Annotated in this window: 13 protein-coding genes; 2 read left to right on the forward strand and 11 right to left on the reverse strand. The window is 70.2% G+C overall.

What is annotated here, in order from left to right; genetic code table 11:
- Positions 1 to 5: 5 nt before the first annotated feature.
- The 9 genes from folK to dacB form a co-directional block, all read right to left on the reverse strand.
- Positions 6 to 434 carry a 2-amino-4-hydroxy-6-hydroxymethyldihydropteridine diphosphokinase gene (folK, locus tag P5G52_RS02370; protein ID WP_435868688.1) on the reverse strand — a complete coding sequence of 143 codons (429 nt, stop codon included), beginning with the start codon at positions 432 to 434 and terminating at the stop codon, positions 6 to 8.
- A 59-nt stretch (positions 435 to 493) separates the two neighbouring features.
- A complete protein-coding gene (folB, locus tag P5G52_RS02375; RefSeq protein ID WP_301224380.1) occupies positions 494 to 901 on the reverse strand; it encodes a dihydroneopterin aldolase in 408 nt (135 codons plus the stop codon).
- Positions 898 to 1809, reverse strand: a complete 912-nt coding sequence (gene folP / locus P5G52_RS02380) for a dihydropteroate synthase (protein ID WP_301224381.1) — start codon at positions 1807 to 1809, stop codon at positions 898 to 900. Before folP ends, folB begins: the two co-directional genes overlap by 4 nt.
- 9 nt (positions 1810 to 1818) lie before the next feature.
- Positions 1819 to 2436, reverse strand: coding sequence for a GTP cyclohydrolase I FolE (gene folE / locus P5G52_RS02385; RefSeq protein WP_301224382.1), 618 nt, complete (start codon positions 2434 to 2436; stop codon positions 1819 to 1821).
- 67 nt (positions 2437 to 2503) lie between these two features.
- Positions 2504 to 4561: an ATP-dependent zinc metalloprotease FtsH gene (gene ftsH, locus P5G52_RS02390; protein WP_301224383.1), complete on the reverse strand. Its 2058-nt coding sequence runs from the start codon at positions 4559 to 4561 to the stop codon at positions 2504 to 2506.
- A gap of 176 nt (positions 4562 to 4737) precedes the next feature.
- Positions 4738 to 5289: a hypoxanthine phosphoribosyltransferase gene (gene hpt, locus P5G52_RS02395; protein WP_087072299.1), complete on the reverse strand. Its 552-nt coding sequence runs from the start codon at positions 5287 to 5289 to the stop codon at positions 4738 to 4740.
- Positions 5290 to 5292: 3 nt separating this feature from the next.
- Entirely contained in the window at positions 5293 to 6480 is a 1188-nt protein-coding gene (gene tilS, locus P5G52_RS02400; RefSeq protein WP_301224384.1) for a tRNA lysidine(34) synthetase TilS, read from the reverse strand.
- Complete coding sequence (locus tag P5G52_RS02405) at positions 6473 to 7600, reverse strand: zinc-dependent metalloprotease (protein WP_301224385.1); 1128 nt, start codon at positions 7598 to 7600, stop codon at positions 6473 to 6475. The genes tilS and P5G52_RS02405 overlap by 8 nt, the downstream gene beginning before the upstream one ends.
- 79 nt (positions 7601 to 7679) lie before the next feature.
- Positions 7680 to 9116 (reverse strand): D-alanyl-D-alanine carboxypeptidase/D-alanyl-D-alanine endopeptidase, encoded by a 1437-nt coding sequence (gene dacB, locus P5G52_RS02410; protein ID WP_301224386.1) that lies wholly within the window; start codon positions 9114 to 9116, stop codon positions 7680 to 7682.
- A 168-nt stretch (positions 9117 to 9284) separates the two neighbouring features.
- On the opposite strand from dacB, the gene P5G52_RS02415 reads away from it, so the two are divergent.
- Entirely contained in the window at positions 9285 to 9851 is a 567-nt protein-coding gene (locus P5G52_RS02415; protein WP_301224387.1) for an inorganic diphosphatase, read from the forward strand.
- Positions 9852 to 9922: 71 nt separating this feature from the next.
- Positions 9923 to 10552: a hypothetical protein gene (locus P5G52_RS02420; protein ID WP_301224388.1), complete on the forward strand. Its 630-nt coding sequence runs from the start codon at positions 9923 to 9925 to the stop codon at positions 10550 to 10552.
- 8 nt (positions 10553 to 10560) lie between these two features.
- Here P5G52_RS02420 and P5G52_RS02425 read toward each other — a convergent pair whose 3' ends face one another.
- Both P5G52_RS02425 and serS read right to left on the reverse strand, forming a co-directional pair.
- Positions 10561 to 11397, reverse strand: a complete 837-nt coding sequence (locus P5G52_RS02425) for an HAD family hydrolase (protein ID WP_301224389.1) — start codon at positions 11395 to 11397, stop codon at positions 10561 to 10563.
- Between the two features lie 44 nt (positions 11398 to 11441).
- Entirely contained in the window at positions 11442 to 12722 is a 1281-nt protein-coding gene (gene serS, locus P5G52_RS02430) for a serine--tRNA ligase (RefSeq protein WP_301224390.1), read from the reverse strand.
- Between the last annotated feature and the right edge of the window lie 7 nt (positions 12723 to 12729).

The following is a 12729-nucleotide window of genomic DNA, read 5'->3' on the forward strand; positions in this document are numbered from 1 at the left end:
GTTTCCTAGACTTCCTCGAAGGGCACCAGGCCCGCGATGTCCTCGGCTTCCGAGGCCAGCTCGGCCACGGGGCGGCCTGCCAGTTCCGCTCCCGCATCCATCCAGGCCCAGGGCTGCAGCACGAAGGCGCGCGAGGCCGCGCGGGGGTGCGGGATCGTCAGGGACTCGTCGTCGGACGTCCAGGTCCCGTAGGTGATGATGTCGACGTCGAGCGTGCGGGGGCCCCAGCGCACCGTGCGCTTGCGGTGGTGCTTGTCCTCCACGGACTGGCAGTGGGCGAGGAGCTCGTACGGGCCGAGGTCCGTCTCCACCTCGACCACCATGTTGAGGTAGTCGGGCTGCTCCGGGCCTCCCACGGGCTTCGTCCGCACCACGGGCGAGACCGCGTGGAGGCGCACGTGCTCCGATTCCACGAGGTCGGCGACGGCCAGCATCAGGGTGTCGCTGCTGGCACCGAGGTTGCTGCCCAGGGCGAGCACGGACCGCACGGTGCTCACGCCCGGCTCCTGCGCAGGGTCACGGCGACGTCGCCGAACGGCACCGCGATGGGGGCCTTCGGCTTGTGGACGGTGACGTCGACGGCGGCCACGGGGAAGGATCCCAGGACCGCGGCGGCGATGGTCTCGGCGAGGGCTTCGATGAGGTCGAAGGGTGCGCCGGCGATGATGCCGTGGACCAGTTCGGCGACCTCGCCGTAGTGCGCGGTCCGGGCGAGGTCGTCGCTGGTCCCTGCGGGCTGCAGGTCCAGGTGGAGCACGAGGTCCACGACGAAGGGCTGCCCGTCGCGCCGCTCGTGGTCGAAGACTCCGTGGTAGCCCTTGGCGGTGATACCCGTCAGCTCCACCGTGTCGAGCAGGCCCGAGGGCGAACCGGTACGGCCCGGCGCGGGGTGTCCGCTCACCGTCGCGGGCCTATGGCAGCGGCGACCTTGACGGCGTCGAGCGTCGCGGCAGGGTCATGGACCCGCACGCCCCATGCGCCGGCGGCGGCGGCCAGGCTGGCGACCGCGAGTGAGGCGTAGTCGCGCTCGGCCGGGGCCGCGGCCTTTCCGGCCGAGGTCAGGAGCGTGCCGAGGAACCGCTTGCGGGACGCGCCGACGAGCAGGCGGTGGCCGAGCGCGGTGAAGGCGTCGAGGTCGCGGAGGATCGCCCAGTTGTGCTCGTCCGTCTTCGCGAAGCCCAGTCCCGGGTCGAGGATGATCTGGTCGGCGGCGACACCGGCGGCGACGAAGCGGTCCCGCAGTTCGACGAGTTCCGCCACCACGTCGGAGACGACGTCGTCGTAGTGCGCCAGGCCGTCCATGGTCGCCGCGGTCCCCCGGCGATGCGTCAGGATGTACGGGACGCGACGCTCGGCGACGAGGGCCGGCATCGCGGGATCGTACTCCGCTCCGGAGATGTCGTTGATGATGGCCGCTCCGGCGTCGAGGGCCTGCCGGGCGGTCTCCGCGTGCATGGTGTCGATGCTGACGAGGGCCCCGGCCTTCACGAGTGCCCCCACGACGGGAAGCACCCGGGTCAGCTCCTCCTCGACCGACACCTGCCGGGCGTTGGGGCGCGTGGACTCGCCGCCGACGTCGATGATGTCCGCGCCGCCGTAGTGCATCCGCAGGCCATGGCTGATCGCGTCGTCGGTGGTGGCGTACCTGCCGCCGTCACTGAAGGAGTCGGGCGTGACGTTCAGGATCCCCAGCACGACGGCGCGGTCCGCGGGAAGGTCCCCGACGGCCTTGGCCACGCGGACGGGCCGGATCACCGGCAGCGGTGAGGTCGACGGCCCTGTTCCGGGCGCTGCGGCGAGAGAATCCATAGGGGTGTCCTACCTTCCGAGTATGAGGCTCATGGCCTCGGCACGCGTCGCCGTCTCGCGGATCTGGCCGCGGACGGCGGACGTGACGGTCTTCGCGCCGGGCTTCCTGATCCCGCGCATCGACATGCACATGTGTTCGCATTCGATGACGACGATCGCGCCCTTGGGTTTCAGGTGTTCCATCATCGCATCGACGATCTGCGTCGTCAGCCGTTCCTGGATCTGTGGGCGACGCGCATAGACCTCGACCAGGCGCGCGAGCTTGCTCAGGCCGGTGACCCGGCCGTCCTCGGACGGGATGTAGCCGACGTGGGCGGAACCGTGGAACGGCACGAGGTGGTGCTCGCACGTGGAGTAGAACGGGATGTCCTTCACCAGCACGAGTTCCTGGTGGTTCAGGTCGAACGAGGTCGAGAGGACCTCCCCCGCGTCCTGGTGCAGGCCGGCGAACATCTCCGCGTACGCCTTCGCCACGCGCTTGGGGGTGTCGAGCAGGCCGTCACGGTCCGGGTCCTCCCCGATCGCGGCGAGGATCTCCCGGACCGCCCGCTGGATACGGTCCTGGTCCACGGGCGATCCCACGGCCACCAGGGCGGCTTCCACCACCTCGTCGTCGAAATCAGTCATGGGTATCTCCCTCTGGTCGGGCACTGCTCACCGGCGGCCCTGTGGCCGCCGGTGTGTCGCTGCGGGACTAGCTGTCCCGGCCGTCCCTGGGGCCGTCGCCCGACTCGGGCGACGGCAGCTCCGAGCCCTGGACGTCGAAGTCGCTGGGGATGTTCGCGTCGGCGATCTGGTCCTGCGGAGCGACGGACTCGGGGGCGGGCCGGCCGCTCTCGAGGGCTTCGGCGCGTTCCTTCGGGGAGGTGACCGGCGGGAGCGAGTGCACGGGGCGGGTCTGCTTCGACAGCCACACCTCGCGCAGGTCGCGCTTGCGCACGGTCGTGAAGACCTCCGCGATCTCGGCCTGGTTCAGCGTCTCGCGCTCGAGCAGTTCGAGGGCGAGCCGGTCCAGCACGTCCCGGTTCTCGGTGAGGATCTGGTAGGCCTCGTCGTGGGCGTTGTCGATGAGGCGGCGGACCTCCTCGTCGACCACGAGGGCGATCTGGTCGGAGTAGTCGCGGTCGCTGCCCATGTCGCGGCCGAGGAACGGCTCGCCGGCGCCCTGTCCGAGCTTCACGGCGCCGATGCGCTCGCTCATGCCGTACTGGGTGACCATCTTGCGCGCGGTCCCGGTGGCCTTCTCGATGTCGTTGGAGGCGCCGGTGGAGGGGTCGTGGAACACGATCTCCTCGGCGACCCGGCCGCCCATGGCGTAGGCGAGCTGGTCGAGCAGTTCGTTCCTCGTCACGGAGTACTTGTCGTCGCTCGGCATGACCATCGTGTACCCGAGGGCACGGCCGCGCGGCAGGATGGTCACCTTCGTCACCGGGTCCGTGTTGCGCAGCGCCGCCGCCACCAGGGCGTGGCCGCCCTCGTGGTACGCGGTGATCTTCCGCTCCAGCTCCTTCATCACCCGGCTGCGCTTCTGCGGTCCGGCGATGACGCGGTCGATCGCCTCGTCGAGTGCGCGGTCGTCGATGAGCTGCGCGTTCGAACGGGCCGTGAGGAGCGCGGCCTCGTTGAGGACGTTCGCGAGGTCGGCACCGGTGAAGCCGGGGGTCTTCTTCGCGACGGCCTTGAGGTCGACGCCGGAGGTCATGGGCTTGCCCTTGGCGTGCACGCTGAGGATGTGCTCGCGGCCCTTCATGTCGGGGGCCTCCACGCCGATCTGGCGGTCGAACCGTCCGGGCCGCAGGAGCGCCGGGTCGAGGACGTCCGGTCGGTTGGTCGCCGCGATGAGGATCACGTTCGTCGTGGCGTCGAAGCCGTCCATCTCGACCAGGAGCTGGTTGAGGGTCTGCTCGCGCTCGTCGTTGCCTCCGCCGATGCCGGCGCCGCGGTGGCGGCCGACGGCGTCGATCTCGTCCACGAAGATGATGGCGGGCGAGTTGTTCTTTGCCTGCTCGAACAGGTCACGGACACGGGATGCGCCGACGCCGACGAACATCTCGACGAAGTCGGAGCCGGAGATGGAGTAGAAGGGGACTCCGGCCTCGCCGGCGACTGCCCGGGCGAGGAGGGTCTTGCCGGTGCCCGGAGGGCCGTACAGGAGGACACCCTTGGGGATCTTGGCGCCGAGGGCCTGGAACTTGGCGGGTTCCTGCAGGAACTCCTTGATCTCGAGGAGCTCCTCGACCGCCTCGTCCGCGCCGGCGACGTCGTTGAACGTCACCTGGGGCATGTCCTTGGAGATGAGCTTGGCCTTGGACTTGCCGAACTGCATGACCTTGGAGCCGCCGCCCTGCATGCGGCTGAGCAGGAACCAGAAGATGACGCCGAGGATCAGGATGGGGAAGATCAGGCCGGCGAGGCTGAGCAGCCAGTTGCTCTCGGCGGGCTGGTCGGTGAAGCCGTCCGTGTCCGAGGTGTTGATGGCGTCGACCACGCTCTCGGCGCGGGCGGTGCTGTAGTAGAACTGGACACTCTTGCCCATGTCCTCGTAGTCCTCGCGCAGCGTGAGGTCCACGCGCTGCTCGCCGTCGTAGATCTTGGCCTGCGAGACCTGGTCATCCTGGAGGAGCTGGAGCCCGACGTTGGTGTCGACCCGGGAACTGCCCGTACCGAAAAGACTCGGGAGGACCAGCAGGAGCGCCACGACTGCCAGGACGATCCAGAGGACGGGCCCCTTGAAGAGATTCTTGAATTTCATACGTCTCAGGGCGGCAAACCCTGTCCCTCCTGCTGATGCAAGTAACAATGTGCGGGCGCACTGCTGTGCGGGTGCCCTTTAAGCACCTCAACATATACACCGTCTGCGATTCACCACGCGCGGATTGCGCCGATAGTTCCCTCTTGGCGTAGTACCGGCATGCAGCGGGGGATGTCCTATTCGTAGACGTGGGGTGCCAGCGTGCCGATGAAATCGAGGTTGCGGTACTTCTCCGCGAAGTCGAGTCCGTACCCGACGACGAATTCATTGGGGATGTCGTAGCCCACGTACTTGACGTCGATATCGACCTTCGCGGCATCGGGCTTGCGCAGGAGCGTGCAGATCTCGACCGACGCGGGACCGCGGGACAGGAGGTTCGCCTTGAGCCAGGACAGGGTCAGGCCGGAGTCGATGATGTCCTCGGCGATCAGGACGTGCTTGCCCATGAGGTCCGTCTCGAGGTCCTTGAGGATGCGCACGACGCCGGACGACTGGGTCCCCGATCCGTACGACGAGACCGCCATCCAGTCCATCGTGATGTGGGAGTGGAGCGCCCGCGCGAGGTCGGCCATCACCATGACCGCACCCTTGAGGACACCCACGAGGAGGATGTCCCGGCCCTGGTAGTCGGCATCGATCTGCTCCGCCAGTTCGTTGATCCGCTGCTGGATCTCCTCCCTGGTGTAGAGGACGTGCTTGAGATCTGACTGGACGTCGTTGGAATCCACCGATTACTCCTGGGTCGGACGACGCGACTGCTTCACGCCGGGGCCACTGTTGCTAAGGACAAGATTGCCATAGCTCGGCTCTCCCCGGAGAACCGCGCGCCCCCGGACCTGCCGGTGGACGCTCACCTTGCCGCCCAGTTGCACGGGTCCGGCCGATCCTTTCCTGTCCAGCAGCGACTCGGCGGCCCGGAGCCGCTCGAAGCTCGGCTGGAAGGCTCCGAGCTCGAGGGCGGCAAGCGCGAGGACCCGCTGCCTCAGCGCCGCGGGCAGCGCCTTCAGGCCCTCCTCCGGCAGCAGCAGGGTCCCGTCGTCGCCCTCGGCCCTCAGGGTGGCATACGCCTCGGCGCTCAGGTGTTCGAGGTGGTCGGCATCCTGCCCGAGGATGCGGGCGGTCCGTGCGAGCGCGGGGGCGATGCCGGGGCCGAGCTGCTCCTCGAGGAACGGCAGGACCGCGCCGCGCACCCGCGACCGGGCGAAGGCGGGGTCGAGGTTGGTGGGGTCGTGCCACGGGTCGAGCCCGTAGAAGTCGCAGATGGCCTCGGTGTCGGCGCGGCGCAGCTCGAGGAACGGACGCACGTAGAGTCCGCGGCGTGGCGGCATGCCGGAGAGCGACCGCGTGCCGGACCCGCGGGCCAGGCCGAGGAGCACCTGTTCCGCCTGGTCGTCGAGCGTGTGCCCGAGCAGGACTGCCGACGCCCCGAGCCGCTCCGCGGCGGCGTCGAGCGCGGCATAGCGGGCGCTCCGTGCGGCGGCCTCCGGGCCCATGCCCTCCCGGTCCACGGCGACGCGGTGCACCTCGACCGGATCGAGGCCCAGCTCCCGTGCCGTGGTGGCGGCCTCCGCAGCGGTGGCCGCACTGCCGGGCTGGAGGGCGTGGTCGACGACGACGGCGCCGACGCGGCACCGCCCCGTCTGCGCGAAATGCACCGCCACGGCCGCGAGTGCCAGCGAGTCCGGGCCCCCGCTGCAGGCGACGAGGACCAGGGGCAGGCCGGTCGGACCGGAGGCATGGTCGCCGGCGGGAGGGGTGTCCGCCTCGCGCGCGGCAGGCGCGGGGGCCGTCGTCGCGTCGCCGGTCCCGCGGCGCCGCTCCATCGGACCTACCGGATCGGCCAGGAGCCCCTCGAGGCTCGCTGCGAGCAGGTTGCGCGCGGCACCGACCGCGGGAAGCAGGCGCGGGCGCCTAGCCACGGCGCAGGCTCATCCTGTCGATCCATTCGTCGGGGGCGTGGATCTCGCGCTCGGTGGGCAGGTGCGCCGCGGAGTCCCAGACCGCGTTGAAGCCGTCCATGCCGGTCTGGCTGACGACGCGGCGAACGAACTTGGCTCCGTCGCTGTACTGGCGCATCTTGGCGTCCAGCCCCAGGAGCTGCCGGATGACCTTCTCGAGCGGGCCCCGGGACTTGCCGCGGGCGTTGAAGCGGCGGCGGATGGTCTTGACCGACGGGACGATGCTCCCGTCGACACCGTCCATCACCACGTTCGCGTGTCCCTCGAGGAGGCTCATGACGGCGGTGAGGTGCGACAGGCGCGCCTTGTCGTCCGGGTCCTGCAGGATCGACAGCACCCCGATGTCCTGCGGGGGTGGGCCGTCCGTCGTTTCCTCGCCGCGGGCGCGCGCCCTGCCCGCCGTGATGTTCTTCACGGCCGCGCTGAGTCGCTCCGAGAGGGAATCCGCCTTCTCCATGAGGCCCGAGGTGAGCTGCCCGATGGAGCTGGTCATGTGGTCCTTCAGCCAGGGCGCGGCGGCGAACTGCACGCGGTGCGTCTGTTCGTGGAGGCACACCCAGAGGCGGAAGTCCGACGGGTCCACGTTCAGTTCCCGCTCCACCGAGATGATGTTGGGCGCCACGAGCATGAGCCTCCCGCCCTGCCCGTTCCGGGAGGGCACGAACGGATCGTACTGGCCGAGCACCTTGCTCGAGAGGAAGGCGAGGATGGCTCCGAGCTGCGCCCCGGTGACGGTTCCGCCGAGGGCCAGGGACGCGGACTTCAGGACGTCGGGGCGCGATGCCGCGAGCTGGTCCAGGGCCGGTTCCATCAGGGTCCGGAAGCTCTGCGAGTTGGCCCTGGACCACGAGGCGCGGTCCACGATGAGCAGCTCGGAGTCCCGGAGGTCCCGTGCGGCGTCGAGCCTCGAGATGGTGTGGACGTGGCCTACCGATGCATCCGCGAGCTCGCGCATGTTCTGGACCGCGCGTGCGATCTCTGCCGGCTTCATGGTGGGCCCCGCGGGCGTGAGGGAAGCCGCGGTGGAGGCCGCGACGTCCCAGTTGACCAGCTGTGGGCGGGGTGCTGCGGGCTCGTTCATGCGCCTATTCGATCACATCCCACTGCCGGCAGGGCCCAGGGATCGGGCGGGAACTCTGCTTCATCTGATGGCGAACGGGCTAGCGGCAGCCGCATCCGGCCAGGAGGGCGGCCGCCCGGTCCGCAGCATCCCGCGCCTCCGCCGTGGTGCCGTCCAGGCCTGCGGCGAGGAAGGAGAACACGAGCAGGCGCCCGTCGGCGGTGACGACGTGCCCCGTGAGGCCTGTGACGGCGTTGAGTGTCCCGGTCTTCGCACGCACGGTTCCCGCGCCACCGGCCGCGGGTCCGTCGTCGGCGGCGAACCGCGTCGCCAGCGTCCCGGTGAGGCCTGCGATGGGCAGGGAGCGGGCGACGGCGGCGAGTCCGGGCTCGTCCGACGTCGTGGTCCCGCGGACGAGCGCCGCGAGCTGGGCCGGCGAGACGGCGTTGCGGACGGACAGTCCGGCGGCGTCGCCGATGGTCAGCCCCTCCCCCGGAACTCCCAGGCGGGCAGCGGCGGCGGCGAGGGCGTCGGTGGCGCCGCCGAAGGACGCCGGCCGGCCGCTCTCGGCGGCGGCGACGCGCGCCAGGGCCTCGGCCAGGTAGTTGTCGGAGATCTCCAGCATGTGGCGCATCTGCTCCGCGAGCGGGGCCGAGTGGACGGCCGCCAGGGCTGACGCGCCCTCGGGGGCCGGGTGGCGCTGCACGTCGGGACGGACCGTGATGCCGCGCTCGGCGGCGGCCGGGACGAGGGCCGCCGCGAAGGTCCGGGCGGCATCGAGGGCCGCATCCTGCGAGCGCGGGCCCCCGGAACGCCCCTCCTCGAGCCACGCCGAATTGATGGCGAGCGCGTGCAGCGGCGCGACCTCACCGGATTCCACGTCCCCCTCCGCCCAGGTGGGGCTCAGGGTCCCGCCCACGAAGAAGGTGTCGTCGAGGTGGACGGTGTAGGGCCCGGAACCGTCCGGCAGGGCGGCGGCAGTCGCGGCGGCGAGCGTCCCGAGGCCGGCGCGTCCGACCACGGCGCCTGGATCGGAGAGGCCGGAACCGAGGAGGACATCGCCGCCCCCGTGCAGGTAGAGCGCTCCCGGGGCGTCGTCCGAGGTGAGGACGGACGTCGCGAGCGTCTGCCCGGGCCGCGCGTACGTCATGGCCGCGACGGCGGTGAACAGCTTGATGTTCGAGGCGGGAGGCTGCAGGCGCCCGGCATCCCTGGCATAGAGGACCTGCCCGTCCGCGGAGTCGACGACGGTGCCGGCGAAGCTGCCCGCGCCGGGGATCTGCAGCGCCTCGTCGAGCTGCGGGCCCAGCACCGCCGGGTCCGGTGCCGGCGCCGAGACGGAGAGGGGTGTGACGACGTCGGGCACGGCAACGGCCGTCGGCGGGACCTGCAGCGCAGGGGGAACGGGAGGCGGGACGGACGGCTGCGGGTCGACCACGGCCAGGACGGCCGGCGTGAGGTGCGTGGCCAGGGGTACCGCGGCCGCCACCATCACCAGGACCAGGAGGAGGCCCCCCAGCAGGCGGAGCGGGCGCATGGTGTCCTTTCGCAAGACGTTGCGGAGCAGCACTGAAACCACGAGGAAATGCTCTGGTACCGGGGGCCGACCGATATGTTAGGGCTGACGATTAAACAGTAGACCGGCAGCGCACCTCCCCCGGGAGCCGCTGCCGGTCTACTGCCCCACCCATCCCCAGGAGTTGCCATGAAGCTCGACGTCACCATCGAGATCCCGAAGGGCTCGCGCGTCAAGTACGAGATCGACCACGACACCCACCGGCTGCGCCTCGACCGCGTCCTGTTCACGGCCATGCAGTACCCCACGCACTACGGCTACTTCGAGAACACGCTCGGCGAGGACGGCGACCCGCTGGACGCGCTGGTCCTGCTGCAGGACTTCGACCTCATCCCGGGCGTCCTCGTCGAGTCGCGCCCCATCGGCGTGTTCAACATGACCGACGACGGCGGCGGAGACGCCAAGGTCCTGTGCGTGCCCGTCGACCCCCGTTTCGACCACATCCAGGAACTGTCGGACGTCTCGGACTTCCTGCTCGACGAGATCAAGCACTTCTTCACGAAGTACAAGGACCTCGAGCCGGGCAAGTGGGTGGAAGCCGCCGACTGGGCCGGCCGTGAGGAGGCGGAGGCCGAGATCGAGGCGTCCCTCAAGCGCTTCCAGGAGATCGGCGAGGGCAGCGCGCAGGACGAGCCGCAGGGCCGCAGCGTCGACGTCGAGGCGAAGAACGCCACGGAGACCCCCGAGGGCCGGTAGGAACACCAGCAGCATCAGGAGTTCCCGGACGTCCGCAGTGCGGGCGCCGGGAGCTCCTGCATACTGATGCCATGCACTACGTCCTGACCATCAACCAGCGCGATTCGCGCGAGGTCGGCGACCTCGTGGACGACCTGCTGAAAGCGCTCCGCCACCTTCCGGCCGTGGTCCCTTTCCAGCGCTCGGTCGGCGACGAGGTGCAGGGCGTCGTCGACTCGGCATCCATCGCCGTGGAGGCCGCCCTGAGGGCCATCCGCTCCCGGCGCTGGCATGTGGGCATCGGCGTCGGCGGCCTCACCCCGCCCGTCCCCGAGCGCCTCGTGGACGCGGAGGGCTACGGGCTCGTCTACGCGCGGCGCGCGGTCGACCGGGCCCGGAAGACCGGCGAGCGGATACCCCTGGCCGTGGAAGGCCCCGACGGCGAGATCGCGGCCGAGGCCGAAGCGGTCCTCCGGCTGCTCGGGCAGATCGTCTACACGCGCACCGACGCCGAATGGGCCGTCCTGGACCTGCTGACCCCCGGCGCCCGCGGACAGCAGAAGTACATCGCGCAGGAACTGGGCATCACTCCGCAGGCCGTCAGCCGCGCGGTCGTCAGGTCCCACTGGATGGAGGAGTGGGCCACCCGCCCCGCTGCGGCCCGCCTGCTCGACCTCACGTACGGGCCGGCGTCCCTCCCCGAGGCGAGCCTCGCGTACTGAGCCCGGTGTCAGACGAGCGAGCGCAGCACCTTCGCGGCGCCGTCGTCGTACACGCTTCCGGTGACCTCCGATGCGGCGGAACGGACCTCGTCGGGGGCCTGCCCCATGGCGACACCGCGGCCGGCCCACTGCAGCATCTCGACGTCGTTCCGCCCGTCGCCCACGGCCACCGTGAGGCTCCTGGCCGTCCCGAGGCGCTGCCGAAGGGCTTCCAGCGCGCTGGCCTTCGTGACGCCGGATGCGGCGATGTCGAGCCATGCGGTCCAGCCCACGGAATAGGTCACGCCGTGCAGTCCGATCGACGCGACGGCCTCACCGAACTCCTCGGCGGAGCTGTCGGTGCTGAAGACGACGACGCGCACGGCGCGGCTCTCGACCATCTCCTCGAAGTCGACGCTCTGTGCCTCCGAACCGAAACTCTCGTCCTGGAAGCTCTCCGTGGACAGGAACCTGCCGCGATCGTCCTCCAGGGCGTACTTGGCGGAGGGCAGTCGTTCGCGGAGCGCGGTGAGTGCGGGCTTCGGGTCGAAGGTGACCCGCTCGAGGACCTCGAAGCCCTCGGGCAGCGCATGGTCGATCCGGAGGGTGACTCCCCCGTTGGAGCACACGGCGTATCCGCCCGTGATCCCGAGGAGCCTGATCACGGGCAGCGTGGCCCCGAGGGACCTGCCCGTGGCGATGATGACGTCGTGCCCGGCTTCGATGACGGCCTGCGCGGCATCGCGCACCTCTTCGGTCATCGACCCCTCGTGATCCACGAGGGTGCCGTCGACGTCGAGGGCGATGAGGTGGCGCTTCCTGTTCTCCTGCTGGTCATCGATGCCAGCATTGTTAAAAGTGCTCATGATTCAGTGAACCAGACCTCACCGAGTTCCCGGTAGGGCGGCGCCTACAGTACCGGAAGGATTTCCAGTCCGTTAAGATACGGCCGCAGCGCGGCAGGCACGGTGACGGAGCCGTCCGCGTTCTGGTGGTGCTCGAGGATGGCGACGATCCAGCGCGTGGTCGCCAGCGTGCCGTTCAGCGTGGCGACGGCCCGCGTGCCCTTCTGGCCCTCCCCCTCCTGGCGCTCGCGGATGTTCAGGCGCCGGGCCTGGAAGGTGGTGCAGTTCGACGTCGAGGTCAGTTCGCGGTAGTCGCCCTGGGTCGGGACCCACGCCTCGCAGTCGAACTTGCGCGCGGCGGACATCCCGAGGTCGCCGGCGGCGGTGTCGATGACGCGGTAGGGCAGCTCGACCTTCGCGAGCATCTCCTCCTCCCACGCGAGCAGGCGCTCGTGCTCCGCCGCGGCATCCTCGACGGTGGTGTAGGTGAACATCTCCACCTTGTTGAACTGGTGGACGCGGATGATCCCGCGGGTGTCCTTGCCGTGCGACCCCGCCTCGCGGCGGTAGCAGGAAGACCACCCCGCGTACCGCACGGGGCCTGCGGCGAGGTCGATGATCTCGTCGGAGTGGTATCCGGCGAGCGCCACCTCGGAGGTTCCCACGAGGTACAGGTCGTCCTCCGCGAGCCGGTAGATCTCGGCGTCGTGCGCGATGTCGAAGCCTGTGCCCTGCATGGTCTCGGGGCGTACGAGGGTGGGGGTGATCATCGGCGTGAAGCCGGCCCTGATCGCCTGGTCCAGTGCCATCTGGAGCAGGGCGATCTCGAGGCGGGCACCCACGCCCCGCAGGAAGTAGAAGCGGGATCCGGAGACCTTCGCGCCGCGCTCCATGTCGATCGCACCGATCAGTTCGCCGATCTCGAGGTGGTCGCGGGGCTCGAAGCCCTCCGCGGCGAAGTCCCGGGGGGTGCCGACCTTCCGGAGCACCACGTAGTCGTCCTCGCCGCCCTCGGGTACGCCCTCCTGCACGAGGTTCGGCAGTTTGCGCAGGAGGGTCTCCTGCTCGGCCTTGGCGTCCTCGGAGGCGGCCGCGGCGGCCTTGACGGTCGCGGCGAGTTCCTTGACCTCGGCCAGGAGGGCCTGCTTCTCCTCGCCCTTGGCCTGCGCCACCTTCTTGCCGAAGGCGTTCTGCTCGGCGCGGAGCGTCTCGTACGCGGTGACGGACTCCCGGCGCTTCGTGTCCGCGGCGAGGACGGCATCGATGAGCGACTCGTCCGCCCTGCGTGCGCGCTGCGATGCTCGGAACTGCTCGGGGTTTCGGCGGAGGTCGTTGACGTCAATCACACCGCCA

Source organism: Arthrobacter burdickii (genome assembly GCF_030433645.1).
GTDB lineage: Bacteria > Actinomycetota > Actinomycetes > Actinomycetales > Micrococcaceae > Arthrobacter_D > Arthrobacter_D burdickii.

What these genes read in the sequence shown, in the direction of transcription:
- P5G52_RS02405 (WP_301224385.1), bottom strand. Translation starts at nt 7,600, where the DNA reads ATGAACGAGCCCGCAGCACCCCGCCCACAGCTGGTCAACTGGGACGTC.
- dacB (WP_301224386.1), bottom strand. Translation starts at nt 9,116, where the DNA reads ATGCGCCCGCTCCGCCTGCTGGGGGGCCTCCTCCTGGTCCTGGTGATG.
- folE (WP_301224382.1), bottom strand. Translation starts at nt 2,436, where the DNA reads ATGACTGATTTCGACGACGAGGTGGTGGAAGCCGCCCTGGTGGCCGTG.
- folP (WP_301224381.1), bottom strand. Translation starts at nt 1,809, where the DNA reads ATGGATTCTCTCGCCGCAGCGCCCGGAACAGGGCCGTCGACCTCACCG.
- P5G52_RS02420 (WP_301224388.1), top strand. Translation starts at nt 9,923, where the DNA reads ATGCACTACGTCCTGACCATCAACCAGCGCGATTCGCGCGAGGTCGGC.
- P5G52_RS02425 (WP_301224389.1), bottom strand. Translation starts at nt 11,397, where the DNA reads ATGAGCACTTTTAACAATGCTGGCATCGATGACCAGCAGGAGAACAGG.
- ftsH (WP_301224383.1), bottom strand. Translation starts at nt 4,561, where the DNA reads ATGAAATTCAAGAATCTCTTCAAGGGGCCCGTCCTCTGGATCGTCCTG.
- folK (WP_435868688.1), bottom strand. Translation starts at nt 434, where the DNA reads ATGCTGGCCGTCGCCGACCTCGTGGAATCGGAGCACGTGCGCCTCCAC.
- P5G52_RS02415 (WP_301224387.1), top strand. Translation starts at nt 9,285, where the DNA reads ATGAAGCTCGACGTCACCATCGAGATCCCGAAGGGCTCGCGCGTCAAG.